Origin of the sequence: Campylobacter gastrosuis (assembly GCF_030249845.1) — a bacterium.
Taxonomy (GTDB): domain Bacteria; phylum Campylobacterota; class Campylobacteria; order Campylobacterales; family Campylobacteraceae; genus Campylobacter_A; species Campylobacter_A gastrosuis.
Genome location: NZ_JANURM010000014.1, coordinates 1 through 23,763, shown reverse-complemented (window position 1 = coordinate 23,763; position 23,763 = coordinate 1). Strand labels below are relative to the sequence as shown.

Here is a 23,763-nt window from a genome sequence, read left to right as displayed (position 1 = left end):
AATGGATAGAATTGTTGAGATAGAAAAAGTAAGTTTTGAGAGCGATTTTGAGGTCAGCCTGCGTCCTAGCGGATTTGATGATTACATCGGTCAGGATAAGATAAAGCAAAATTTAAACGTATTTATAAAAGCGGCGAAAAAACGCTCTGAGTGCCTTGATCACGTGCTTTTTTATGGGCCACCAGGGCTTGGTAAAACGACACTTGCACACATAATCGCAAACGAAATGGGCGTGGCGATAAAGATGACAGCTGCGCCGATGATAGAAAAAAGCGGCGATTTGGCTGCGATTTTAACGAATCTCCAAGAGGGCGATGTGCTTTTTATTGATGAAATTCATCGCCTTAGCCCAGCCATTGAAGAGGTTTTGTATCCAGCTATGGAGGATTTTAGGCTAGATATTATCATTGGCTCTGGACCTGCTGCTCAAACGATTAAGATTGACCTGCCAAAATTTACGCTAATTGGCGCCACCACTCGCGCCGGTATGATATCAGCACCGCTTCGTGATCGCTTTGGTATGGATTTTAGGTTGCAGTTTTACACAGCCGATGAGCTAAGTCGTATCGTGCAAATCGCTTCAAGCAAACTTGGCAAAGAGTGCGATAAGAACGCCTCTCTTGAAGTCGCTGGGCGTTCGCGAGGCACACCACGTATCGCTTTACGGCTACTAAAACGAATTCGCGATTTTGCCGAGATAAATGATGAAAATTTCATCTCGCACGAGCGAAGCAAAGAAGCCCTTGACGCACTTGGTGTAAATTCGCTCGGATTTGATGAAATGGATATAAAATATCTGCAAATTTTGCTTGAAGCAAAACGGCGTCCTTTGGGGCTTAGCACGATTGCGGCTGCGATGAGTGAGGATGAAGGGACGATTGAGGACGTTTTGGAGCCTTATTTGCTTGCAAATGGCTACATTGAGCGAACGGCTCGTGGTAGGATAGCAAGCGCAAAGGCGTATGAGATTTTTAACCTGAAATTTAGTGATGAAAAAGGACTTTTTGATTAAAACATCTTTTTTAACACGGATTTTAGGGCTTTGATGCTTTTTGCGTCAAGCTCTGTGATTTTTGAAACGAGCCTACTTGTGCTAACACACCTGATTTGGTCACACAAGATAAGTCCGTCTTTGTCAAGTAGTTTGATTTTGATACGGTATGGTGCCTCAAATCCTTTGCTGGTTATTGGTGCTATTAGCCTAGTTTGCAGATAGTCAAGCTCTGGTGGTGAGATGATGACACAGGGGCGAGTTTTTTGTATTTTGGCTCCTATTGTTGGGTCAAGGGCGACAAAGTATATCTCATATCGTTTCATTACCACTCCCACTCATCTAAATCTATTGTGCCAAAATCGCACGTTTTTTCATCACTGGCAGCCTTTCTTAGCTCTGGCGTATCCCAGTCAGTTATGTCGTCTTCTTTAACTGGTTTTAGTAAAACCCCCTCTTTTAAAATTTCAAGTGAAATTTTATCAAACCCAAACTGCTCAATTATGCTTTTAGGTAGTCTTATACCTTGCGAGTTGCCTATTTGTATTAAATTTGTAGTCATTTTTAGCCTTTTTTTGTAATTATAAAGTAATTACTATAAAATTTGACTTTAATTAAAATTTCAAATGAAGCAAATTTTGCTATAATTGCACTTTTTTAAAGGATAAAAATGCTAAGTCAGGGTCGGATTTATTTTGGATTTTTCGTGCTTTTTGCACTTTCGCTTGTGCTGTATCTTTTTAAGCCGTTTTTGCTAAATATCTTCATCGCTGCCCTTTTAGCGGTCGCTACTTCAAATATCAACGTAAAATTTCTAAGCATTAGCAAAGGCAAAAAGACGCTCTCTGCTACGCTCACGACCGCTACGCTGTTTTTGCTCTTTATTGCGCCGTTTTTATACGCCGTAATTAGCGTTGCAAAACAAGCGGCACACTTTGATATAAACTCAGCCACAGCGACCTTTGAATACATTAAAAACTACGATTTAAAACTGCCAACAAGCATTGCGTTTTTAGAGCCAAAATTTAAGGAGTTCATCTCTGACATTGATGTTAAAGTCTTTGCTTCAAATCTGGCTTCAAATCTAGCAAGTCTTGGCAAATTAAGTGCTAAATTTATGATGGATATGGCATTTATCCTTGTCTTTTTCTTTTTTGCGAATTTATACGGCAACGAGCTTGTAAGCTACCTAAAAAACGCACTGCCGATGAGAGCCGATGAGAGCGAGTTTATTTTAAGTGAAGTGGCAAACGTAATGAGCGTGGTCTTTTACTCAGTCATCATAAACGCCGTTTTTCAGGGGTGTTTGTTTGCTATTATTACTGGAATTTACGGCTATGATATGGTTTTAATGGGAATTTTATTTGGATTTAGCTCACTTATCCCAGTTGTCGGCGGAGTTTTAATGTGGTTGCCACTCTCGCTTTATGAGTTTGCAAACGGCAACACCGCTGCTGCTGTGGCGATTTCGCTTTATACAATCATCGTAATTTCAGTCATCGCCGATACATTTTTAAAGCCGTTAATCATAAAATTTATAAACTCAAAACTCGTTAAAATTCCAACCAAAATCAACGAGCTTTTGATATTTTTTGCGATGATTGCTGGTATGAGCACATTTGGATTTTGGGGGCTAATCCTTGGCCCAGCTATCGTTACGTTTTTTCTCTCAACGATTAAGCTTTATACCCTGCTACGAGAGCGACTTTAAGCCCTGCCACTTAAAAGTGGCACAAAAAGGCACTCATCAAGGACGATTTTTTCTATATTTTCATCGCTGTGTTTTATAAATTTTGTGATGAACTGCTTGTTTTGCCCCACTGGTGCGACTAAAATTCCACCAATTTTTAGCTGATTAAACAGGGTTTTTGGCACTTCGTTTGTGGCAGCTGAGAGCAGGATTCTGTCGTAAGGTGCGTAGCTTTTTAAGCCAAAATTGCCATCATCAAAGCGAACGTGAATGTTTTTGATATTTAAAATTTCAAAGCGTTTTTTGGCTTCGTTTGCTAAATTTTGTATCCGCTCCACGCTAAAAATTCTGTGTGCTAGTTTTGATAAAATCGCCGCTTGATAGCCACTGCCACAGCCGATTTCTAGGATATTATCCACATTTTCACACTCTAAGGCTAGGGTCATTTTTGCTACCGTTAAAGGCGAGCTAATCCACTGGTCATCGCTAATTGGCTGAGCGTCAAGCTTGTAAGCGTGGTTGCTAAATGGGACAAAAATTTCACGCTCGGTTTCGCAAAATGCCCTAAAAACGGCTGGGGTTAGCGTAACAAAATCGCCGATTTCAACGGCAAGGGCTTTGCACCTTTCTCTTTCTAAATTTGTCATAAAATCGCCAAACTTCGCTTGACTTTTGCCCCAAAAGTGGAGTCAAAGTCGCAACTTTCGCAAATTTCGCCGTTTGGTTTAAAAACGGCTTTGTATTTAAAATCAAGGTCGCTTGATGCTACAACGTAGCAGAAATTACTCACCGCTAACGCCCTACAAAGCGTGGTATAAACGTCCCCACGAGCGCTGCCCCACATTGCTGGCACAAGTATGATTTGAGCCTCTTTTAGTCGCTGCCAAAGGTCTAAAAATCTAAGCTCAAAGCAGATTAAAACGGCGATTTTAATGCCATTTAGCTCAAAAACCTTGATATTATCAGCCACGGCGTTAAAAAATTTATGCTCATTATTTGGCAAAAATAGCTTGTGTTTGCCCTGTCTGTAAATTATGCCATCCCTTGAAACAAGGGCGAATTCGTTGTAAATTTCGCGGCTTTTTACAATTCTTGAAAATCCAACAACTCTATCCTCAGCCACGCTTGAAATTTTTGCTATCAAATCATCATCAACAACAAGCTCGTATCCGCTAAGGCAAAGCTCGCCAGCTAGGATTAGTGAGCCATTTGGTGCGTTTTTAATCTCGGCTAAAAGGCTATTTACACGCTCATCGTAGCTTGTGCCAGTTAGTGTAATTGGGTGTAAAATTTTAGAAATCATCAAAACTTATGCTCCCTTTTGAGTAGTTTGTAACCTTTGCTTCAAAGAAATTTGACTTTTGGTCGTTAAATTTCGCAAAGTCATCAACCCACTTTATCGGGTGCTTTGCGTTATAAATTCTATTTAGTCCGATCGCCACCAAGCGTTGGTCTATCAGATAGTGGATATACTCGCCGATGATATCATCAGTAAAGCCCATAATTTGGTTTTGCGTGATGTATCTGCCCCATTTTATTTCAAGCTCACCAGCCTTTTTAAACATATCATAAATTTTAGCCTCAACCTCTGGCGTAAAAAGGTCTGGGCGTTCTTTGCGGACTGAGTTTATCATATTTTGAAAGAGCAAAAGATGAGTGATTTCATCGCGCTGGATAAAGCGTATCATCTGCGCGCTGCCAAGCATTTTACCAGCGCGTGCCAAAGCATAAATCGCCGTAAATCCGCTATAAAAATAGATCCCTTCTAAAATTTGATTTGCCACCATTGCAAGAAGCAGTTTTTCGTCCGTTACCTCGCCGGCAAGCTCTTCATAAACGCTTGAAATGTAGTCGTTTTTCTCACGTAAAACGTCATCGTGCTTCTCCATTTCATAGATTAAGTCAGTGTTATCACAAATCGCTTCAACCATAACCGCATAAGATTTGCTGTGATTTGCCTCCTCATAGGCTTGACGCGCCAAACAGGCGTTTATCTCAGGTGCTGTAATATAGGGATTTATGTTATCGGCTAGGTTGTTTGTCTGAAAGCTATCCATTGAGATAAGCTGGCTCCAAACTAGATCATACATACGCTTCTCGGCTTCGGTTAGGTTGTAGGCGTAGTCGCGCACATCATCGGTCGTATCAACTTCTTTTGGAAACCACGTGTTCGCCTCCATTAAATCCCAAAGCTTTAACGCCCACTCGTATTTTGCCTTTGTAAAATTTAAAATTCCGTGCGGATTACCGTTAAAAACGCGCCTGTCGGTTAAATTTTCATTTGAGCTTGGGTTGTAAATTCGTTTTCTTTGCATTTTTTGCCTTTGTAATTTTTAATGGATTTTACCAAATAAAAGCTAAATTTTTCACCTATCTTTGGGTATAATTTTGACACTACTTTTTAAAGGGGATTTAATGAAATGGAGCGAAGATTACGCAAATTTTATCAAAGAGGCAAATAAAATTTGTCCAAATCGTGTCTTTGAGAGTTATCTTTTAAGATACGCTTATGGCATTGATGCAAGTTGCTACAACTACACGCCAAGGGTCGTGGTTAAGGCGGTTAATGAAGATGAAATTATCTCGCTTTTAAAGATTGCCACTAAATACGAAACGCCAGTTACATTTAGGGCAGCTGGTAGTTCGCTCTCTGGGCAGTGTAGCTCAGATAAGGTCTTAATCATCGCAAACGACGGCTTTAAAGGCATAAAGATAAATGATGATGCAAGTGTGATTGAGCTTGATTGTGGCGTCATAGCAAGCGAAGCAAATAACGCCTTAAAGCCATTTTCTAAAAAAATCGGACCAGATCCAGCTACGATTACTACGGCTTTAATTGGTGGAATTTTAAATAACAATTCAAGCGGTATGTGCTGTGGCGTGGCACAAAATAGCTACAACACAATTCACTCAATTAGGGCGATTTTGCTTGACGGCACGATTATTGACACGGCTAGTGATGAGAGCGTTGAGAGCTTTTTAAACACGCATAAACACATTGCAAATGGGTTGTTTAAACTTAGAGATGAAATTTTAGCCGACGATGAGCTTGTTAGTTTAATAAAACGTAAATACAAAATCAAAAACACCACTGGCTACTCTATAAATTCTCTGCTTGATTTTAGCGATATTAGAGATATTATAAATCACATTTTTGTCGGTAGCGAAGGCACTCTTGGCTTTGTTAGCAAAGTGCGTTATTTTGCCGTTGATGACTTTAAATTTAAGGGCTGTGGGCTTTTATTTTACGATGATTTAGCACAAGCTTCAAAGGCGGTCGTAAAACTAGCAAATTTAGGGCGAGATGTCGTTGTAGCGGCTGAAATGATGGATTATGCTTGTTTAAACGCTACAAAAGAGATTGAGGGTGTGCCTTCAATTATTAAAGAGTGTAAAGAGGGCTACACAGCCATTTTAATCCAAAGCGAGAGCGAGAATGAAGCTAAGCTAAATGAGAATTTAGAACGCATAAAAGCCGAGCTAAGCGATATCTCTATGCCACTTACTCCGCTTTACTCAACCGACGAGGCCGAGTTTAGCTCGTGGTGGCGTATCAGAAAGGGAATTTTACCAATTGTGGCTGGGGCAAGAAAGCAAGGCACGACAATTGTAACAGAAGATATCTGCTTTACGATTGAGAAATTTTGCGACGGCGTTGCGTATTTGCAGGAGCTTTTTAAAAAGCATAACTTTGAGGGCGTGATTTTTGGACACGCTTTAAGTGGGAATTTACACTTTAATATCACGCCAGATTTTAACGACCCAAAAGAGTATGAAAATTTCTCAAATCTCGTAAAAGATATGAGCAACGACGTCCCAAATATGGGCGGTAGCGCCAAGGCTGAGCACGGCACTGGCAGAATGGTAGCGCCTTTTGTTGAGGTTGAATGGGGCAAAAAGGCGTATGCGATAAATCGTGCCATTAAAAATTTATTTGATGAAAAACGCCTAATAAATCCAGATGTAATCATCAGCGACGACCCTGAAATTTACAAAAAAAACCTAAAAGCGATGCCAAAAAATCTCTTTAATATCCCAGATAACACCGAGATTATAAATCGCTGTATGGAGTGCGGATTTTGCGAAAAGCACTGCCCAAGCAAAAATTTAACCCTAACCCCACGCCAAAGAATCGCCGTTTTGCGTGAAATTTCAAGGCTCTTAGCACAAAATGAAAATGACAAAGCAAACGAGCTTTTAACTCAATATGAGTATTATGGTATCTCAACCTGTGCTACCTGTGGCGAGTGCTTTGAGCTGTGTCCGCTTGGCATAAATACCGCAAATATCGCAACCGAGCTAAGAAAAGCGATAAGTGATAAAACCCTAAACACCGCTACAAAAATTTACAATAACTTTGCCAATGTAACAAAAATCGCAAAATTTGGGCTAAATTTATACGGCTTTGGCTCGGCAATCATCGGCGAAAAGGGCGTTTCAAATCTAACAAAAACGATTAGAAATTTTAGCGTAAATATCCCTTTTACTCCGCCATTTATGCCACGCTCAAACGATTTTAAATTTAGCGACAAGCTAGGATTTAGCGATAAAGTCGTCTATTTTTCAGCCTGCACAAATAGAATGTTTAAGCCAAACGCAAAAATGAGCGATAAGCGAAACATTCAAGAGGTCTTTGAGAGCGTGTGTAAAAAGGCGAAATTTTCGGTAATTTATCCAAAATCGCTTGAAAAAATGTGCTGTGGCAAGATGTTTGTTGATTATGAAAATATCTTAAAAACAAACAGAGAATTTTTAAAATCCGAGCTTTTAAATGCGAGCCAAAACGGCAAATATCCAGTAGTCGTGGATCATTCAAGCTGTTTTTATCAAACGGCAAAAACGCTAGAAAATGAGGGGCTAAGAATTCTTGACATATCTGAGTTTTTGTTTGAAATTTCATCTCGTTTAAGCTTTAAAGTCCTTGATAAAAGCGTTTTAATCCACAAACTCTGCCTTTTAAAACGTGCTAAAAAAGCCGATTTTATTGAAAAACTAGCCAAAATGTGCGTAAAAAAAGCGGACGTGATTAAGAGCTTTGAATGCTGTGGATTTGCTGGTAATAAGGGCTTTTTCACGCCAGAGCTAAATCAAAGCTCAACAAGGGATCTGAAATTTGAAGCCCAAAACTACGACTTTGGCGTAAGCACGAGCGGGACTTGTGAGATCGGGCTAAACGCCTATGGTGGCATTGAGTTTAAAAATATCGTATATTTAGTTAATGAAGCGACTTTATGATATTTTTAGCACAAACCGACACGACAGCTGGGCTTTTAAGCAAGGATTTAAAAGCCCTAAATGCCATTAAAAATCGCCCACTAAATCAGCCCTGCCTAATCACAACCGCAAAATTTTCACAGCTTTTAAACCTAACTCGTGTGCCAAAAATTTTTAAAAATAGGGTTAGAAAAGCTACAAAAACGACCTTTTTATACAAAAACAAAAGGGCAATTCGCGTGATAAAAGATGAAAGACACGAGAAATTTTTAGCTAAATTTGACTGGCTTTACTCAACTTCGGCAAATTTGCACGGCAAAAATTTTGATGAAGCGTGGGCAAGGGGCGTGGCTGATGTCGTCGTTGATGAAAATTTTAGCCAAAATGGTGCCTCAAAAATCCTAAAAGTTTCAAATCGTAACATCAAACGCCTAAGATAAAATTATTAATTTAACTTTAAACTAAAAAAAATTATAGCCGTGTTAAAATCCAACTACAATTTAACAAAAGGAGAGCGTATGAGCAACTACGTAAATAGGATTTTAGACAACCTTAAAAGGTCGTGTGTCGGTCAAGATGTCTTTATCCAAGCGGCAACTGAGGTGCTTTTTAGCCTTAAACCACTACTTGACAAAGAGAGTAAGTATGAAAAACACGCTATTTTAGAGCGTATCACAATCCCTGAAAGAGCCATTAGCTTTCGCGTAACTTACGTAGATGATAACGGCAAAGTGCAGGTAAATAATGGATATCGCGTGCAGTTTAACTCGGCTATCGGACCATACAAAGGCGGACTTAGATTTCACCCGAGCGTTGATCTTGGCGTTTTAAAATTTCTAGGTTTTGAGCAGATCTTTAAAAACTCGCTAACTGGCGTGGCTATCGGCGGTGGCAAGGGCGGATCTGACTTTGACCCAAAGGGCAAAAGCGATAATGAAATAATGAGATTTTGCCAAAATTTTATGACTGAACTTTACCGCCATATCGGCAACACAACCGACGTCCCAGCCGGCGATATCGGCGTTGGCGGTCGTGAGATTGGTTATCTTTTTGGGCAGTATAAAAAGCTAACTGGACTTTATGATGGAATTTTAACTGGCAAAGGGCTAAACTGGGGCGGTAGCCTTGCTAGAACAGAAGCTACTGGCTATGGAGCGGTATATTTTATAGATAATATGCTAAAAAAAGCCGGACTTGGCTTAGAGGGCAAAAAATGTGCAGTTTCAGGCTCTGGCAACGTGGCGATTTACACCGTTGAAAAACTAGCCCAGCTTGGTGCAAAAGCTATCACCGTTTCAGACTCAAACGGCTTTATTTACGACCCTGATGGCATTGATTTAGCACTCTTAAAAGAGCTAAAAGAGGTAAAACGTGCAAGACTTAGCGAATACGTAAAATCTCGTCCGAACGCAAAATACACACCAGTAAGCGAATATAAGCCCGGCACAAACGGCGTTTGGAGCGTGCCTTGTGATGGCGCATTCCCAAGTGCTACACAAAATGAGCTAAATTTAGAAGATATCAAAACTCTTTATGCAAACGGCTGCCGCTTTGTAAGCGAGGGTGCAAATATGCCAAGCACACTTGAAGCTATTGAGTTTATGCTCTCTAAAAAGGACTTCTACTTTGGCCCAGCAAAGGCTGCAAATGCCGGCGGCGTGGCTACAAGCGGACTTGAAATGATGCAAAATGCTGGTATGACAAGCTGGAGCTTTGATGAGGTTGATAGCAAACTAAAAGGCATTATGAAACACATTTTTGAGCTATCTTATGAAACTAGCGTTGAATTTGGCGAAGCTGGCAACTTAGTGCTTGGCTCAAATATCGCTGGATTTAGAAAAGTAGCTGACGCTATGATTGACCAAGGATACGTGTGAATTTAGGGGCTTTTGCCCCTAAATTTTATCCTGCTTGACATTAAACTACTAACTTTTAACTTTTTAGCATAAAATTTTAAGTAAAAACTGCGGTAAATGGCGTTTTTGGATTAAAATTTAAAATGATAAAACGTAAAAAATCTAAACCGCAAACGCTGATTTTTAAACGCTGGGCGACTTTGCTTTGCTTTACTCGTAAAAAAGCCATATAAATTTTAGTTTGTAAGTTTTTGCTTTTTGATTAAATTTTTCAAAAATACTAAAATGTAAAAACCGACTTGTTGGCAGTTAAAACCTGCAAAAGCACAGCAATAAAAGAGCGTTTTTACTTGGTAAATGGCGAAATTTTTTGCAAAAAACACAAAATTTTAAAACTGTTAAAACGTAAAAAATTCAAACCTGCGAACGCCGATTTTAATCGGCAGATGTTCGCCACCTTAGAAGCGTTGTCGTAGGGGAGCAGACGGTAACAAAAATGGTATTACGATACCATTTTTGTGGTCTGCGAGTTATGACAAAGGGAGAAGTGGGCCGACCCTACTTCGCTTTGCCATTTTTTAGATTGTTTGACTTTTAAAAATAAAAATTTTCAAAAACGCTAGAACGTAAAAGCCGACTTGTCGGCAGTTAAAACCTGTGCGAAGCACAGCAACGATAGAGCGTTGTCGGGGTTGTGGGTTGTTAAGGGAGAAGGGGGCGACTTCGCAATTCAAGCCTCCTTCTCCCTTAAAGAAAAACAAACAATACTTTTTAAATTTCAAGCGAAGTTCTACTATAAATCAAACAAAAAATTTATTTACAAACTACAAATTTTCATCAAAATTTTTATGCATTTCGCCCCAGCCACTCATCTAAAAGCCTAATTTGCTCATTCACGCTTTGTGTGCTTGTGCCACCTTGCGATTTTCTTGCTTCTCTTGATGCTTCAAGACTTAAAAATTTCATCGCTTCTGGCGTGATATTTTCATCAATATCACTAATCTCATCGTGGCTTAAATCGCTTAAATCCTTACCAAGCTCCTCAGCCCTAGCCACGCATTTGCCAGTGATAAAGTGAGCTGTCCTAAACGCCACGCCCTTTTCACGCACCAAAAAATCAGCCAAATCAGTCGCGCTTAAATGCCCCTTTTTGCAGGCATTTGCTAGATTTTGCTCGTTAAATTTCGCCTCTTTTAGCATTTGATTTAGGATTATTAGCGAATTTAGTGCCGTGCTAACGCTATCAAAAACGCTCTCTTTATCCTCTTGCATATCTTTGTTGTAGGCTAGTGGCAGGGCTTTTAGCGTGGTTAAAAGAGCGATTAAATTGCCGTAAATTCTGCCTGTTTTGCCACGAATTAGCTCACAAACATCTGGATTTTTCTTTTGAGGCATTATTGAGCTGCCTGTTGAGAAGCTGTCGCTAATGCTAACAAAGCCAAACTCCTGCGAGCTCCATAAAATCAGCTCTTCACAAAGCCTTGATGTGTGCGTAAAAATCACGCTAATATCAAAAAGTAGCTCTAATGCAAAATCCCTGTCACTCACGCTATCCATCGCATTTTGCGTTACACCACCAAACCCAAGCTCACGTGCTACAAATTCTCGGTCAATATTATGAGGTGTGCCAGCAAGGGCTGCTGAGCCAAGCGGACTTAGATTATTTCGTTCGTAGCTACTTTTTAGGCGTTTGGCGTCACGCACAAACATAAAAGCATAGGCAAGTAGATGAAAGGCTAGGCTTACTGGCTGGGCGTGTTGTAGGTGCGTAAAGCCCGGCATTAGCGTGTTTTTGTGAGCTTTTGCTATCTCATTTAGCGTGGCGATTAGGTTTAAAATTTCGCCCCTAATTTGCAAAAACGCCTCTTGACAAAAGAGCCTAAAATCAAGTGCGACTTGGTCATTTCGGCTCCTTGCTGTGTGAAGTTTGCCGCCTATTTCTTTGCCAATAAGCTGACTTAAACGCTTCTCCACGCTCATATGAATATCCTCATCTTCAAGCCTAAACTCAAACTCCCCACGCTCAATCTGCGCTAAAATTTCAGCCAAACCACCGACGATTTTTTCGCACTCATCTTGCGTTAAAATGCCCTGTTTTGCTAGCATTTTAGCGTGTGCAGTGCTACCAGCGATATCTTGCTTGTATAAATTTTTATCAAACATAATTGAAGCATTAAACGCCTCTAAAAGCTCGCTACTTTCGCCGCTAAAACGACCCGACCACATTTTTTTCATAAATTATCCTTTTATTTTTTTGTGATTTTATAAAATTTGCGCTGAAAAACAAAAGTGGTAGCAGATATTTTTTGCTTACTTTTTGTTTAAAAATGCTAAAATGGCACAAAAAAGGTTTGCGATGAGAATTTTTGGTTCGTTTTTTGCTGGATTTTTGTTTGTTTTAGCGGTCGTTTTTAATGTTTTTGTCGGACTTAAAATTAACTATTTTGAAAATTTTAAGATAAATGAGTATTTTAACGCAATTTTTGTTGATAATCTAAATTTCTACGCTCTAATGGGCTTTGGCGTGGTGGTGGGCTACCTTTTGCTTTACGCTAAATTTCGTAAAATTTTTAGGATTTTTTACCTTTTAGCATTAATTGTTTCGGCTTTGACTTGGCAAAAAGATGTCGGACTTTGGCTTGGATTTGAAATTTTTAGCCAAAAATCAAAGATGATTGTTGGCTACAAAGACAAGGTCGCCGTTTGGGCGGACGGCGTGATTTTGTATCAGGGGCGTGAGTTTTTGTATTTTTTAAAAGATGATGGCGTGGTGTTAAAACGCCAAAAAACTGGCATTTAAATTTTTAATAAATTTGATAAATGCAAAATTCTCGCAACAAAACGCAAAATCAAAACTGCCAAATCACCACGCAAACTAAATCGAACGCAATTTTTTGCAAACAAAAACGCTAAACGATACTTAAAATTTCAGCCTTGCCGTTAATAACAGCCACGCAATGCTCATAATGCGCTGTCCTAAGCCCGTCCTTTGATGTGACCCTCCACTTATCAGCTCCGATGACTGGTGTGCCGTCCTTTTGGCAAATCATCGGCTCAATGCAAAAGACCATACCATTTTTGATTTTTGGACCAGCTTTTGGGTTTGTGCCTTCAAGGTAGTTTGGGATTTCAGGCTCTTCGTGCGGCCTGCGACCTATGCCGTGTCCGCAAAATCCACGAAGTGGGACAAATCCACGAGCGGTTATAAATTTTTCAAGCTCAAAGCAAAGCTCTTTAAAGTGAATTTTTGTGCTGATAAAATCCACAGCAAAATCTAGGGCGTCCTTTGCACAAGCGATTAGTGCTTCATCTTGTTTTGAAATTTTGCCGACTGCAAAAGTTCGTGCCGAATCGCCAAAAAATCCGCCCAAATTTGAGCCGATATCAACGCCAACAATATCGCCCTCTTGTAAAATCGTATCATCTGGTATGCCGTGGATTACGACCTCATTTAGGCTAATGCAAGCTGCGTTTGGGAAGCCATAAAGCCCCTTAAATGCGGGCTTTGCACCCTGTGATAATATCATCTCCTCGCAAATTTTATCAATTTCAAGCAAACTCATCCCCGGTTTTATCACGCTCTGCACGTAATCAAGGGTCTTTGCGACGATTATATTTGCCTCTCTTAGCTTTTGTATCTCTTGTGGGCGTTTTAGTGTTATTGCCATAAATTTATCCTGATTTTTTGCAAACTTATATCAAAATTTTGCTTTTAAAGCTATAAAAATTGGCTTGATATAAATCAATAAATGATAAATAAATTTGCAATAAAATACTTTTTTAATTTTGTCTTTAAAAAGAGTGATTTTGAGATTTTACCTTTTTTTGTGTTTTGTTGTGTTTTTATTTGCAAATGATGAGATTGTGGCAGTTGATTATGAAAATCTACTTGGTGTAAAAAAATCTGGATTGTTTGTAAAAATAGATGAAAATTTAAGCCAAAAAGAGATTTTGTTTTTTAATAAAACGCTTAAAAATGCCGACAAAATAGCTGTTTTTGATGATAAAATTTACGGAATTTTTGATAAAAATAAATTTTATAAAATAGATAAAAATGGCAAAATTTTAGCCTTTATTGATAAAAAATTTGGGCGAATTAATGACTTTAAAATTTTAAAAAATGAGATTTGTTTGGTCGGCTGGGATAAAAATTTAAGCTGTTATGATGATGATTTTAATCTAATTAGTGCTAAAAATTTTAATGTAATTTTAACAGCACTTGGTCGTTGTAGCAAGGTTTTGCTTGGTGATTTAAATGGTAATTTAATAAATTCTAACGAGAATTTTAAACACCCAATAAAACAGATAGAGTGCGTAGATGAGACAATTTTTTTGGTATTTGATAATTTTATTTTAAAAAAAGATGAAAAAGGCATAAAGGAGGTGTTAAATACGAAAAAAGAGATTGCGTTTGTAAGCGTAAAAAGTGGCGAATTTATTGCTATTTTTAAAGATAAAACTAAACAAAGATTTTAAAGGAGAAAAGATGTTAAAAAGTTTTAAACCTATGCTTTTTGGCTCGTTGTTTTTTGGCTCTGTGCTTTTTGGTGCAAGTGAGCTTGAAACGATAATGAAAGAGCGAAATTTAAGCGAAAAAGACATTTTAGCAGCGGCAAAAACCTACCAGCCAAGCGGTAGAAAGGACGATTTTATCGTGTTTTCATCAGGCGGTCAGAGCGGTCAAGTTATCGTTTATGGCGTGCCAAGTATGAGAATTTTAAAATACATAGGCGTTTTTACGCCAGAGCCGTGGCAAGGGTATGGCTATGATGAGGAGTCAAAGAAAGTCCTAGCAGGTGGCAATATCAGGGGCAAACAGATCACTTGGGGCGACACTCATCACCCAAATTTTAGCGAGAAAAATGGCGAATATGTCGGTGATTTTCTTTTCATTAATGACAAGGCAAATCCACGTGTTGCGGTTATAAATTTACACGATTTTGAAACGACACAAATCGTAGCAAACCCAGTAATTAAGAGCGAACACGGCGGTAGCTTTGTAACGCCAAATACAGAATACGTAATTGAAGCATCTCAATACGCCTCGCCACTTGATAACGAATATCATCCGATTGATGAATACGAGGCGGTTTATCGTGGCGCGGTTACGCTTTGGAAGTTTGATTATGCTAACGGCAGGATTGATGAGAAAAACTCATTTACGCTTGAACTACCACCATATTGGCAGGATTTAAGCGACGCTGGCAAGGGCGAGAGCTTTGGCTGGGCATTTACAAACTCTATAAATTCAGAGATGTATACCGGAGGCATTGAGAAAGGTTTGCCACCATTTGAAGCGGGAGTTAGCCGAAACGACACCGACTTTATGCATATTTATAACTGGCAAATTTTAGAAAAACTAGCCAAAGATAGCAAAAACTACAAAATAATTAACGGACACAAGGTTATTAGCATAAAGGCTGCTGTTGATGCTGGCGCTCTATTTTTAATCCCAGAACCAAAAAGCCCGCACGGCGTGGATGTAACGCCTGATGGCAGATACATTATCGTTGGCGGTAAGCTTGATACTCACGCATCAGTTTATGATTTTAAAAAGATTAAGCAGATGATTGATAAGAAAGAATTTGCGGCAAAAGACCCATTTGGCATACCGATTTTGGATCTAAAAAAGGCACTTCACGGACAAGTAGAGCTTGGTCTTGGGCCACTTCACACGACTTTTGACGCAAAAGATGGCATAGTTTATACTTCGCTTTACGTTGATAGTCAGGTCGTTAAGTGGGATTATAAAAATTTAAAGGTGCTTGATAGAGTTAATGTGCATTATAACATCGGACACCTTGATACAATGGAGGGTAAATCGGCAAAACCTATCGGCAAATACGCAATCGCGCTTGATAAGCTATCAATTGACCGCTTTAACCCAGTTGGCCCACTTCATCCACAAAACCACCAGCTAATTGACATTAGCGGCGCTAAAATGGAGCTAACTTACGATATGCCTATCCCGCTTGGCGAGCCTCACGATGTTATCTCAATTAGTGCAAGTAAGCTAAAACCAGCGATGACTTACAAAATGGGCACAAACTCACGCACTGGCAAACAGCACGAAGCGATGACACTAGCTGGTCAAGAAAGAGTTGAAAGAGATGGCAAAAACGTAAAAGTCTATGCCACGGTGGTAAGAAGCCACATAAATCCAGAGCATATTGAGGTTAATAAAGACGATAATGTAACGATTTATCTAACAAATTTAGAGCGCGCACAAGATGAGACTCACGGCTTTGGCATTGACCTTTATAATATCCACGCCTCAATTGAGCCGGGTAAAACAGCAAGTGTAAATTTCATCGCCGATATGGAGGGCGTTTTCCCATATTATTGCACCGAATTTTGCTCTGCACTTCACCTTGAAATGATGGGTTATTTATACGTAAAAGACCCAAATAAAAAGTATGAATCAGCTAAAAATTCACAACTAAAAACCCTAAGTCCAGACGCCCTAAAAGCCGAATATGAAAAGGTAATTGCTACAAATAAAGCCACTGATGATGTAATCCAATCGGTCGTTAAATTCCTAAAAGAAAAGGGTTATGAGAAATATCCAAGGGTAAAAGAGCTAGTAATTGACGCGCTTGATCAATACGGCAAAATCGGCGAAGTTAAGGCAAAAGCCGACGCTGCTGCAAAGAGTGGCGACTTAAACAACGCCATTTTATGGGAGTATCAAGTTTGGCAGTATTTAGTTAAGACCGCTGATGTTGGACTTAGGGCTAAAAACAACCTTGTACGTGAGCTTTCAACGCCGATGAGCGAGGCTGCTAGTAGAGGCGAGAAGGCGTATTTAACAGGCGGTTGTAATGGTTGCCACGTAATAGGTCAAGTAAGCTCAGGCCCAGATTTAACAGGTGTGCTTTTAAGACACGAAAACGGCGAGAAATTCGTATTTGACTTCATAAAAGACCCAGCGAAATTTTACGAAGATGAATACATAAAATCAATGATAAACTACTTTAATTTACGTATGCCAAATCAGCATATGAAAGATAATGAGATTAAAGATATCATTGAGTATTTAAAATGGATTGACGAAAACGCCGGTCTAAATTAATAAAGCCCCCAAATTTTGGGGGTTTAAAAGGATAAAAGATGCCAAAATACAAAATTTACACGCTCATTGCCTTAGCGATTATGACGCTGTTTTTTACAATCCCAACACTTGGATTTTTTAAACTTCAAAATAGGATTGAAAACTCACAAATAACAAGCGAACAAATCCCAGCTTACGCAAGTGCGGTTTGGAATTTTTACACGAAATTTTATTACAAAAATCATCTAATCTCTGATGAGGTAAAAAACGACCTTTTAAAAATGGTGGAGAATAGATTTGAAGTAGGTGCACCAAGTGTGCCGGTGTGGCAAATCTCGCTTGAAGCACCAAACTACCCAAAAGAGGCGTTTCCAAACGGCATACCAATTTATGTACATATTGATGGATTTAGTGGCGATGTCGGCGAGATGAATACACTAAATCACTATATTGGTATGTATCCAGTTAAGCGTGGTGGGGCATTTGAGCACGCTATGTCGCCTTATTATTTAATAATCGCTACGATTTTAATGATTGCCTTTTTGTATTATGACGGCAAGGGGCAGACACTTTTGATGATTTTACCTATCATCGCTCCGTTTTTGTTTTTGGCGTGTTATGTTGGGTGGCTTTACTGGTTTGGGCATAATTTGCAAGAGTGGGGTGCGTTTAAGATTAAGCCATTTATGCCAACAGCCTTTGGCGACGGCAAAGTGGCACAATTTACCACTCATTCATACCCAGCTTTTGGCTTTTATCTTATGATCGCCCTGTCGGCGTTTTCGGCTTTGGCGTTGTTTTCAAAATTTAAATTTTTAAAACAAAAATGAGAAAATTTATATTTTTAACGCTAATAGTTTTAAATTTAGCCTCAAATGAACTTCAAGAAGCCATAAACAACGCTAAAAATGGCGACACGATAGAGCTAGGCAGTGGCGTTTATAAGGGCAATATTACGATAAATAAACCGCTTACGATTGACGGCATTAACAAAACTGCCATAATCGTAGGCGATGAAAATGGCAGCGTCATAAACATAACTTCGCCAAATGTAGTGATTAAAAATTTAACCATAACAAATAGTGGCAAAATTCACGCCGATGAAGATAGTGCCATAAAAATTACAAACTCAAACAACGTAGAAATTTTAAATAATAAAATCAAAGACACACTCTTTGGCGTTACATTTTTAAAATCAAATAACGCAAAGGTAATTGGCAACGAAATTTCATCTTATGATAGCGTTACGGCGTTTAAAGGCGATGCCTTAAAATTTTGGTATAGCCACGATAATAAAATAATAGATAACAATATCACAAACTCACGAGATGCCGTTTTTTGGTATTCAAGTAAAAATTTAATCAAAAACAACCACGGCAAAAACTGCCGATATTCGCTTCATTTTATGTATTCAAGCGATAATTTAATCCAAAATAACACATTTGATAGCAACAAAGTCGGTATATTTTTTATGTTTTCAAAAGACACCACGCTAAAAGATAATCTAATTAAAAATTCAATCGGTGCTTACGGCGTTGCAATCGGTATGAAAGATAGCTCAAATTTAAAAATAATTAACAACAAAATCATCTACAACGCACGTGGATTTTACCTAGACCAGTCGCCTTATCAGCCAAATACAATTAATGAATTTGTTGGCAACCTAATCGCTTACAACAGCGTTGCCGTGCAGTTTCACGCACTTTTAGAAAAGAGCATTTTTAAAGATAACACCTTTAAATCAAACATTGAAGTCGCCCTAAATGACACACCGGGCGTAAATATGAACAAAAACGAGTGGAGCAATAACTACTTTGATGATTATGATGGCTTTGATTTAGACAAGGATGGCTTTGGCGACACGCCATATCTTAGCTACTCTTATGCTGATAAGCTCTGGCAGCACCGCCCAAGTGTTAGATTTTTTTACGGCTCAAACGCCATTTCGCTTTTAAATTTCATCGCTAAACTCGCCCCATTTTCAGAGCCAGAGTTTATCTTAAAAGATGAAAGACCAAGAACAAAGGCAAAAGATGAAAACTAGGCGAAATTTCTTAAAATTTATAGCACTTTGTGCCGTTAGCCTAAATGCAAACGAAACAAAATTCAAGCTACGTCCGCCCGGCGCATTAGATGAAGGGGCGTTTTTGTCAAGTTGCATAAAATGCGGTCAGTGCTTGCAAGTTTGCCCTTATGATAGCATTAAACTTTCAGATATTAGCGATATTTTTGGTATTGGCGCACCTTATATTAGCCCTGAAAATAGAGGTTGTTATCTTTGTCAGGCGTTGCCTTGCGTTTTAGCCTGTCCAAGTGGGGCGTTAAATCACGAAGTAAGCGAGGTAAAGAGCGTTTTTATGGGCAGGGCAGTGATTGATGAGATTAGCCCTTGTTTTGCGTTTAAAAATCAAAATGTAAGTAGCGTAAATTTAAAAAAGGCAAAAAACGAACTCACGCGAAATTTAAACGAAAAGCTAAGCCAAAGCGTTGGTAAAATTTGCGATTTATGCGTGCAGTTTTGTCCGCTTGAAGATAAAGCCATAAAGATAGAAAACAACACGCCTGAAATTTTAGCTAATTGCGTTGGTTGTGGGGTTTGCGTTGAGCTTTGCCCTGCAAAAATAATAAAAGTAATCCCAAAATAAAGGAATTTTATGAGAAAAAATTTACTCTTAGTTGCGATTTTAGCCCTGTTTTTTGGTTGTAGCGATGAAAAGCAAAAATCAAGCGAAACAAACAGCACCCAAACACCAAAAATCACAATAAAATCTGGCAATGCCGTAAAAAACGATGATAAATTCATAGCTTACGATATGGATGGCGTTAGAAAGGTTGATTGGACGCTAAATAACCAAAATGATGACACAACAAAGCAAATCGTAGCCCACTCACGCACAAAACAACCTCTTGAAACGATAAACCTAGCCCTGATTAAAAAGACGCTAAGCAGGAATTTTATCGTTAAATGCTCCGCTTGTCACAACGACTACGCAAACGGTATAATCGGACCATCTTTGCTTGAAAAAACAGATACGCAAATTGCTGATATGATAAGAAAATACAAGCTAAAACAAAAGCCAAACGTGCTGATGAAAGAGCTTGTGGCAAATATGAGCGATGATGAGATAAACGCTCTTGCAAGTGAAATTTTTGAGTTTAACAAACAACTAAGGCAAAAACAATGAAAAGTGGCAAAATCATCGCAATAATCGCAGTTTTAGGGCTTTTAGGACTTATGTTTTTTATGATTAGTCAAGAAAATGTCCCGTTAAAACCGCAAGAAAAAGCACAAGAAAAACCGCAAAATTTAAAGCCACAAATCAGCAAAGAAGAGCAAATTTTAAACGAACTAAATAGTGGCATAAAAGAGCGTGAATTTGCAGTTTCTAGGCTGTATTTAGTGAGTTGTTCGCCCTGCCACGGCGATGACGGCAGGGGCAAAATCGCTCCACCAATCGGCTCAAAAAGCAAAGATGAAATTTTAGCAAGACTAAACGATTACAAGCAAGGCAGGGTTAAAAATAGCCTGATGAATGGCATTTTAAGCAACGTTAGTGATGAGAATTTAACCCTTTTAGCCGATGAAATTTCAAAATTTAAGAGCGAACGTGAATAAGTATCAAAACCGCCAAACGCTAAAAGACACGAGCTTTTTAAGCACCTTTTTTGCCACCACAAAAGAGGGTAAAAAACACCCAAGTATCCGTGCTTTTCGCTATTTTTGCGTGATTTTTATCCATCTTGTTTTTGTGCTTTCGTTTTATGCAAATTTGCAAATTTTAGAAGGCGATATTAGCGGTTCAAGAATTTTTGGCTTTCATCTAGCAGACCCATTTATCACGCTTGAAGTGCTAGCAAGCTATAAAATTTTAGTGCCAAACCTGCTAATTGGCTCAATCTCAATCATCGCTTTTTACCTGATTTTTGGCGGTCGTGCCTTTTGTGCTTGGATTTGCCCTTACGGGATTTTTAGCGAAATTGCAGAGAAAATTCACGCAAATTTAGTCGCAAAAAAGCTAATAAAAGAGCGCGTATTTTCATCAAAAACACGATACATTTTTATGGCATTATGCCTTGTGTTTTCGGCGTTTAGCTCACTTTTGGTGTTTGAGATTTTTAACGTAGCTGCCATTTTGTCAAGGTTTATCATTTATGGATTTAGCTTTGCTATTTTTTGGGTAGTTTTTGTTTTTATTTTTGAGATATTTTTTGCTAGGCGATTTTGGTGTAAAAATCTCTGTCCGCTTGGGGCGACCTACTCGTTAATCTCATTTTTTAGCCTAAATAAAATTTCGTGGGATAAACAAAAGTGCGACCATTGTGGCGTTTGTATGGATGTTTGTTTTGTTAGCGACGTGCTTAAAATCACAAAGAAAAACGCAAAGCTAAAAGAGGGCGAAAATTTTAGACTAAGTGGGGTTGATTGCACCTTGTGTGGGCGTTGTATTGATGTTTGTCACCACGACGCATTAAGTGTAAAAAATAGATTAAAAGATATGATTTAGGACTTTTTATGATTGAAATTTCAAATGTAAGCAAAAAAATCAAAGACCAACTCGTCCTTGATAATATAAATTTACTCATCAAAGATGATGAAAACGTGCTTTTTACAGGGCAAAACGGCGCTGGCAAAAGCTCGCTTATGCGTGTGATTTTAGGCGAATACGTAGCAAGTAGCGGATTTGTTAAGATTAATGGCTTTAACGCCTTTAAAGACAGGCAAAATGCCCTAAAAAACGTCAGCTTCGTGCCTCAAACCCCACCGCCTTTTAAGCTTAATCTAAGCGAAATGATATGGTTTGCCAAGCAAAGCTCAAATGCAAATTTAAGCATCATAAACGAAATTTGTGGTGAGCTAAATTTTAATATTAATGAGAATTTGCACAAGCCATTTTTTAAACTCTCAGGCGGTATGAAGCAGAAATTTTTAATCGCACTTGCATTTTCACGCCCTGCAAAAACGATGATTTTTGATGAGCCAACGGCAAATCTTGACCCAGAAGCAAGGCTAAAATTTAAAGAAATTCTAACAAATTACAAAAACAAAAAGAGCTTTATTTTTATCTCTCACCGACTAGATGAGGTCGCTGGGCTGATAAATCGTGCAATAAATATGGATTTAGGGAGGGTTGTTGATGATAAACGTGTTTAAAATTTTAGCGATTTTGCTATTTTTAGTCGGTTGTGATGGCGAGAGTTACGGCAAGGTGCATTTTGATAGAGAGCCTTGCAAACACTGCCAAATGATAATTAGCGATAATAAATTTAGCGTTGATGTGGTTTTTAATGGCAAAAATCTCTATTTTGATGATATTGGTTGCTTTGTAAGCTACGCTGTTAAGCAAAATCCAGAGCTCATCTCAAAGGCGAAAATTTACGTAAATGACTACGAAAGTGGCGAGTTTATAGAGGCAAGAACAGCATATTTTTACCACGGATACGGCTCACCGATGATGTTTGGCTACGCTGCTTTTAAACAGCCACTAAATGGCAAAGAGGCACTAAATTTTGACGAGCTAATTAAGCATTTAAAAAATTCAAAGGCACACCATTGAAAACTCTACTTACAATCGCACTCTTAGACATTAAAGAGTCCTTTCGCTCACGTTGGTTTTTGATATATCTTTTCATTTTTAGTGGCATTGTGGCTAGTTTTTTTATAAGCGGAGTTATGGAGTCTCGTGTGCTTGGATTTAGCGGACTCTCACGGCTTTTATTGCTTTTTATTCAAATTTGTATCATTATCGTGCCGATTTTTGTGTTAATTAGCACAAGCAGGACGATTTTACAAGACAGGGATTTAAATATACTTGAATACCTTCTAAGCTATCCAATCTCACAAAGTCAGTATTATTTTGGCAAGGCACTTGGGCGACTTTTTGGCGTGAGTGCTCCGCTGTTTTTATCGCTTTGTTTGGCTATTATTTTTGGTATTTTTAAGGGTGCTAGTGTGCCAGTTTTGCTCTGTCTAGTCTATACTGGCATACTTTTTAGTATGTGTGTGGCGTTTTTAGGTATTGCTTTTTTGATTTGTAGCGTTTCAAAATCGCAAGAAATGGGGCTTGGGCTATGCTTTTTTGTGTGGATTTTAGCCCTTGCTTTTTTAGATATTGCATTAATTGGAATTTTAAGCAAAACAGATATTAGTGAGAATTTCATCTTTGGCGTGGCTTTAATCAACCCAATTGAGCTGTTTAGAATTTCAGCCATTAGCCTTTTTGACCCTGATTTATCGGTGTTAGGTAGCACGGCTTACTTTGTGCTTGATAGCTTTGGTAGCAGTGGTATTATTGCTTTTTCGCTCATTTATCCTGTGATTTTAGGGCTAGCTTGCCTTGTTTTTGGCTTTTATCTGTTTAGAAAAAAGGATTTAGCGTGAGAAAATTTTTCGTGCTATTTTTCGTGCTATTTTTGCACGGCGAAATTTTACAAAAAGATGTCGCTAGCTGGCTAAATAATAGCGATTTGGTTTGTAAGCAGTTTGGTATTGACACGACAAATATGCCAAAATTTCGTGCTTACATTGAGCTAAATAACGGCGAAATTTTGGTATTTAGCTCGGTTAAATCAATGCTTTTATATTTTTATGAAGTTGGCTTAAAACACAACGATGTTGGCATAAAAGAGCTTTTAGTTACCGATTTTAAAAGTGGCGATGTGTTTAGTGCAAGTAGCGGATTTTACGTCTTTGGTAGTCGCATCGTGAGCGCAAAAGGCGATGATTTGATACCATTTAAAAATGAGTTTGATGCAGAAAATTTTAAATTAGCAAACTCTGGACATAAAATCTTAAAATTTGAGCAAATCAACAAAAAATTGATTGATTATTTAAGGTAACTACCCAAAATCAAGCACCTTTTGTGCCTTTTTTAGCTGTGATTTTTGTAAAATCAGGTGCGAGTAGGTATTATTTACGTGATTTAGGCTTGAATGCCCAAGTGCATTTGCAATAAATTGTGGC

The 23,763-nt window shown here is 38.6% G+C and carries 25 protein-coding genes; 18 read left to right on the top strand and 7 right to left on the bottom strand.

What is annotated here, in order from left to right; genetic code table 11:
* Nucleotide 1 precedes the first annotated feature (1 nt).
* On the top strand, nucleotides 2-1,012 hold the full coding sequence (gene ruvB, locus NYG85_RS09080; RefSeq protein WP_284938187.1) for a Holliday junction branch migration DNA helicase RuvB: 1,011 nt from the start codon (nucleotides 2-4) through the stop codon (nucleotides 1,010-1,012).
* Here ruvB and NYG85_RS09075 read toward each other — a convergent pair.
* Both NYG85_RS09075 and NYG85_RS09070 read right to left on the bottom strand, forming a co-directional pair.
* Complete coding sequence (locus NYG85_RS09075) at nucleotides 1,009-1,317, bottom strand: type II toxin-antitoxin system PemK/MazF family toxin (RefSeq protein ID WP_284938186.1); 309 nt, start codon at nucleotides 1,315-1,317, stop codon at nucleotides 1,009-1,011. The genes ruvB and NYG85_RS09075 overlap by 4 nt on opposite strands.
* Entirely contained in the window at nucleotides 1,317-1,553 is a 237-nt protein-coding gene (locus NYG85_RS09070) for an AbrB/MazE/SpoVT family DNA-binding domain-containing protein (protein WP_284938185.1), read from the bottom strand. Before NYG85_RS09070 ends, NYG85_RS09075 begins: the two co-directional genes overlap by 1 nt.
* A gap of 108 nt (nucleotides 1,554-1,661) precedes the next feature.
* On the opposite strand from NYG85_RS09070, the gene NYG85_RS09065 reads away from it, so the two are divergent.
* Nucleotides 1,662-2,702: an AI-2E family transporter gene (locus NYG85_RS09065; RefSeq protein WP_284938184.1), complete on the top strand. Its 1,041-nt coding sequence runs from the start codon at nucleotides 1,662-1,664 to the stop codon at nucleotides 2,700-2,702.
* Here the strand turns inward: NYG85_RS09065 and NYG85_RS09060 are convergent.
* The 3 genes from NYG85_RS09060 to NYG85_RS09050 are packed head-to-tail and all read right to left on the bottom strand — an operon-like array spanning nucleotide 2,699 to nucleotide 4,996.
* A complete protein-coding gene (locus NYG85_RS09060) occupies nucleotides 2,699-3,328 on the bottom strand; it encodes a protein-L-isoaspartate(D-aspartate) O-methyltransferase (RefSeq protein ID WP_284938183.1) in 630 nt (209 codons plus the stop codon). The genes NYG85_RS09065 and NYG85_RS09060 overlap by 4 nt on opposite strands.
* On the bottom strand, nucleotides 3,325-3,984 hold the full coding sequence (locus NYG85_RS09055) for a carbon-nitrogen hydrolase family protein (RefSeq protein ID WP_284938224.1): 660 nt from the start codon (nucleotides 3,982-3,984) through the stop codon (nucleotides 3,325-3,327). Before NYG85_RS09055 ends, NYG85_RS09060 begins: the two co-directional genes overlap by 4 nt.
* Nucleotides 3,974-4,996, bottom strand: coding sequence for a ribonucleotide-diphosphate reductase subunit beta (locus NYG85_RS09050; RefSeq protein ID WP_284938182.1), 1,023 nt, complete (start codon nucleotides 4,994-4,996; stop codon nucleotides 3,974-3,976). The genes NYG85_RS09055 and NYG85_RS09050 overlap by 11 nt, the downstream gene beginning before the upstream one ends.
* A 100-nt stretch (nucleotides 4,997-5,096) precedes the next feature.
* On the opposite strand from NYG85_RS09050, the gene NYG85_RS09045 reads away from it, so the two are divergent.
* The 3 genes from NYG85_RS09045 to gdhA all read left to right on the top strand — a co-directional run bounded on the left by NYG85_RS09045 (nucleotide 5,097) and on the right by gdhA (nucleotide 9,772).
* Nucleotides 5,097-7,916 carry an FAD-binding and (Fe-S)-binding domain-containing protein gene (locus tag NYG85_RS09045; RefSeq protein WP_284938181.1) on the top strand — a complete coding sequence of 940 codons (2,820 nt, stop codon included), beginning with the start codon at nucleotides 5,097-5,099 and terminating at the stop codon, nucleotides 7,914-7,916.
* A complete protein-coding gene (locus NYG85_RS09040) occupies nucleotides 7,913-8,335 on the top strand; it encodes a Sua5/YciO/YrdC/YwlC family protein (protein WP_284938180.1) in 423 nt (140 codons plus the stop codon). The genes NYG85_RS09045 and NYG85_RS09040 overlap by 4 nt, the downstream gene beginning before the upstream one ends.
* A gap of 78 nt (nucleotides 8,336-8,413) precedes the next feature.
* The gene (gene gdhA / locus NYG85_RS09035) at nucleotides 8,414-9,772 is read left to right on the top strand and encodes an NADP-specific glutamate dehydrogenase (RefSeq protein ID WP_284938179.1); all 1,359 of its coding nucleotides are present in this window, start codon (nucleotides 8,414-8,416) and stop codon (nucleotides 9,770-9,772) included.
* Nucleotides 9,773-10,597: 825 nt separating this feature from the next.
* On the opposite strand, the gene argH is transcribed toward gdhA, so the two are convergent.
* On the bottom strand, nucleotides 10,598-11,986 hold the full coding sequence (gene argH / locus NYG85_RS09030) for an argininosuccinate lyase (protein ID WP_284938178.1): 1,389 nt from the start codon (nucleotides 11,984-11,986) through the stop codon (nucleotides 10,598-10,600).
* Between the two features lie 121 nt (nucleotides 11,987-12,107).
* Here argH and NYG85_RS09025 point away from each other — a divergent pair, with 121 nt between their 5' ends.
* Complete coding sequence (locus tag NYG85_RS09025; protein ID WP_284938177.1) at nucleotides 12,108-12,551, top strand: isoleucyl-tRNA synthetase; 444 nt, start codon at nucleotides 12,108-12,110, stop codon at nucleotides 12,549-12,551.
* Between the two features lie 109 nt (nucleotides 12,552-12,660).
* Here the strand turns inward: NYG85_RS09025 and map are convergent, their stop codons facing one another.
* On the bottom strand, nucleotides 12,661-13,419 hold the full coding sequence (gene map, locus NYG85_RS09020) for a type I methionyl aminopeptidase (protein ID WP_284938176.1): 759 nt from the start codon (nucleotides 13,417-13,419) through the stop codon (nucleotides 12,661-12,663).
* A gap of 139 nt (nucleotides 13,420-13,558) precedes the next feature.
* On the opposite strand from map, the gene NYG85_RS09015 reads away from it, so the two are divergent.
* The 12 genes from NYG85_RS09015 to NYG85_RS08960 are packed head-to-tail and all read left to right on the top strand — an operon-like array spanning nucleotide 13,559 to nucleotide 23,639.
* A complete protein-coding gene (locus NYG85_RS09015) occupies nucleotides 13,559-14,227 on the top strand; it encodes a hypothetical protein (protein ID WP_284938175.1) in 669 nt (222 codons plus the stop codon).
* Nucleotides 14,228-14,258: 31 nt separating this feature from the next.
* Entirely contained in the window at nucleotides 14,259-16,823 is a 2,565-nt protein-coding gene (nosZ, locus tag NYG85_RS09010) for a Sec-dependent nitrous-oxide reductase (protein WP_284938223.1), read from the top strand.
* A 38-nt stretch (nucleotides 16,824-16,861) separates the two neighbouring features.
* Nucleotides 16,862-17,632 (top strand): cytochrome C, encoded by a 771-nt coding sequence (locus NYG85_RS09005; RefSeq protein WP_284938174.1) that lies wholly within the window; start codon nucleotides 16,862-16,864, stop codon nucleotides 17,630-17,632.
* Entirely contained in the window at nucleotides 17,629-18,846 is a 1,218-nt protein-coding gene (gene nosD / locus NYG85_RS09000) for a nitrous oxide reductase family maturation protein NosD (RefSeq protein WP_284938173.1), read from the top strand. The genes NYG85_RS09005 and nosD overlap by 4 nt, the downstream gene beginning before the upstream one ends.
* Nucleotides 18,836-19,447, top strand: coding sequence for a 4Fe-4S dicluster domain-containing protein (locus NYG85_RS08995; protein ID WP_284938172.1), 612 nt, complete (start codon nucleotides 18,836-18,838; stop codon nucleotides 19,445-19,447). Before nosD ends, NYG85_RS08995 begins: the two co-directional genes overlap by 11 nt.
* Before the next feature lie 9 nt (nucleotides 19,448-19,456).
* Nucleotides 19,457-19,987, top strand: coding sequence for a hypothetical protein (locus NYG85_RS08990; RefSeq protein WP_284938171.1), 531 nt, complete (start codon nucleotides 19,457-19,459; stop codon nucleotides 19,985-19,987).
* Nucleotides 19,984-20,418, top strand: coding sequence for a c-type cytochrome (locus NYG85_RS08985; RefSeq protein WP_284938170.1), 435 nt, complete (start codon nucleotides 19,984-19,986; stop codon nucleotides 20,416-20,418). The genes NYG85_RS08990 and NYG85_RS08985 overlap by 4 nt, the downstream gene beginning before the upstream one ends.
* Entirely contained in the window at nucleotides 20,411-21,307 is an 897-nt protein-coding gene (locus NYG85_RS08980) for a NapH/MauN family ferredoxin-type protein (RefSeq protein WP_284938169.1), read from the top strand. Before NYG85_RS08985 ends, NYG85_RS08980 begins: the two co-directional genes overlap by 8 nt.
* Nucleotides 21,308-21,315: 8 nt before the next feature.
* Entirely contained in the window at nucleotides 21,316-21,954 is a 639-nt protein-coding gene (locus NYG85_RS08975) for an ATP-binding cassette domain-containing protein (RefSeq protein WP_284938168.1), read from the top strand.
* The gene (locus NYG85_RS08970; protein ID WP_284938167.1) at nucleotides 21,938-22,357 is read left to right on the top strand and encodes a nitrous oxide reductase accessory protein NosL; all 420 of its coding nucleotides are present in this window, start codon (nucleotides 21,938-21,940) and stop codon (nucleotides 22,355-22,357) included. The genes NYG85_RS08975 and NYG85_RS08970 overlap by 17 nt, the downstream gene beginning before the upstream one ends.
* Entirely contained in the window at nucleotides 22,354-23,181 is an 828-nt protein-coding gene (locus NYG85_RS08965; RefSeq protein WP_284938166.1) for an ABC transporter permease, read from the top strand. The genes NYG85_RS08970 and NYG85_RS08965 overlap by 4 nt, the downstream gene beginning before the upstream one ends.
* Nucleotides 23,178-23,639 carry a nitrous oxide reductase accessory protein NosL gene (locus NYG85_RS08960; protein WP_284938165.1) on the top strand — a complete coding sequence of 154 codons (462 nt, stop codon included), beginning with the start codon at nucleotides 23,178-23,180 and terminating at the stop codon, nucleotides 23,637-23,639. The genes NYG85_RS08965 and NYG85_RS08960 overlap by 4 nt, the downstream gene beginning before the upstream one ends.
* The last annotated feature ends 124 nt before the right edge of the window (nucleotides 23,640-23,763 follow it).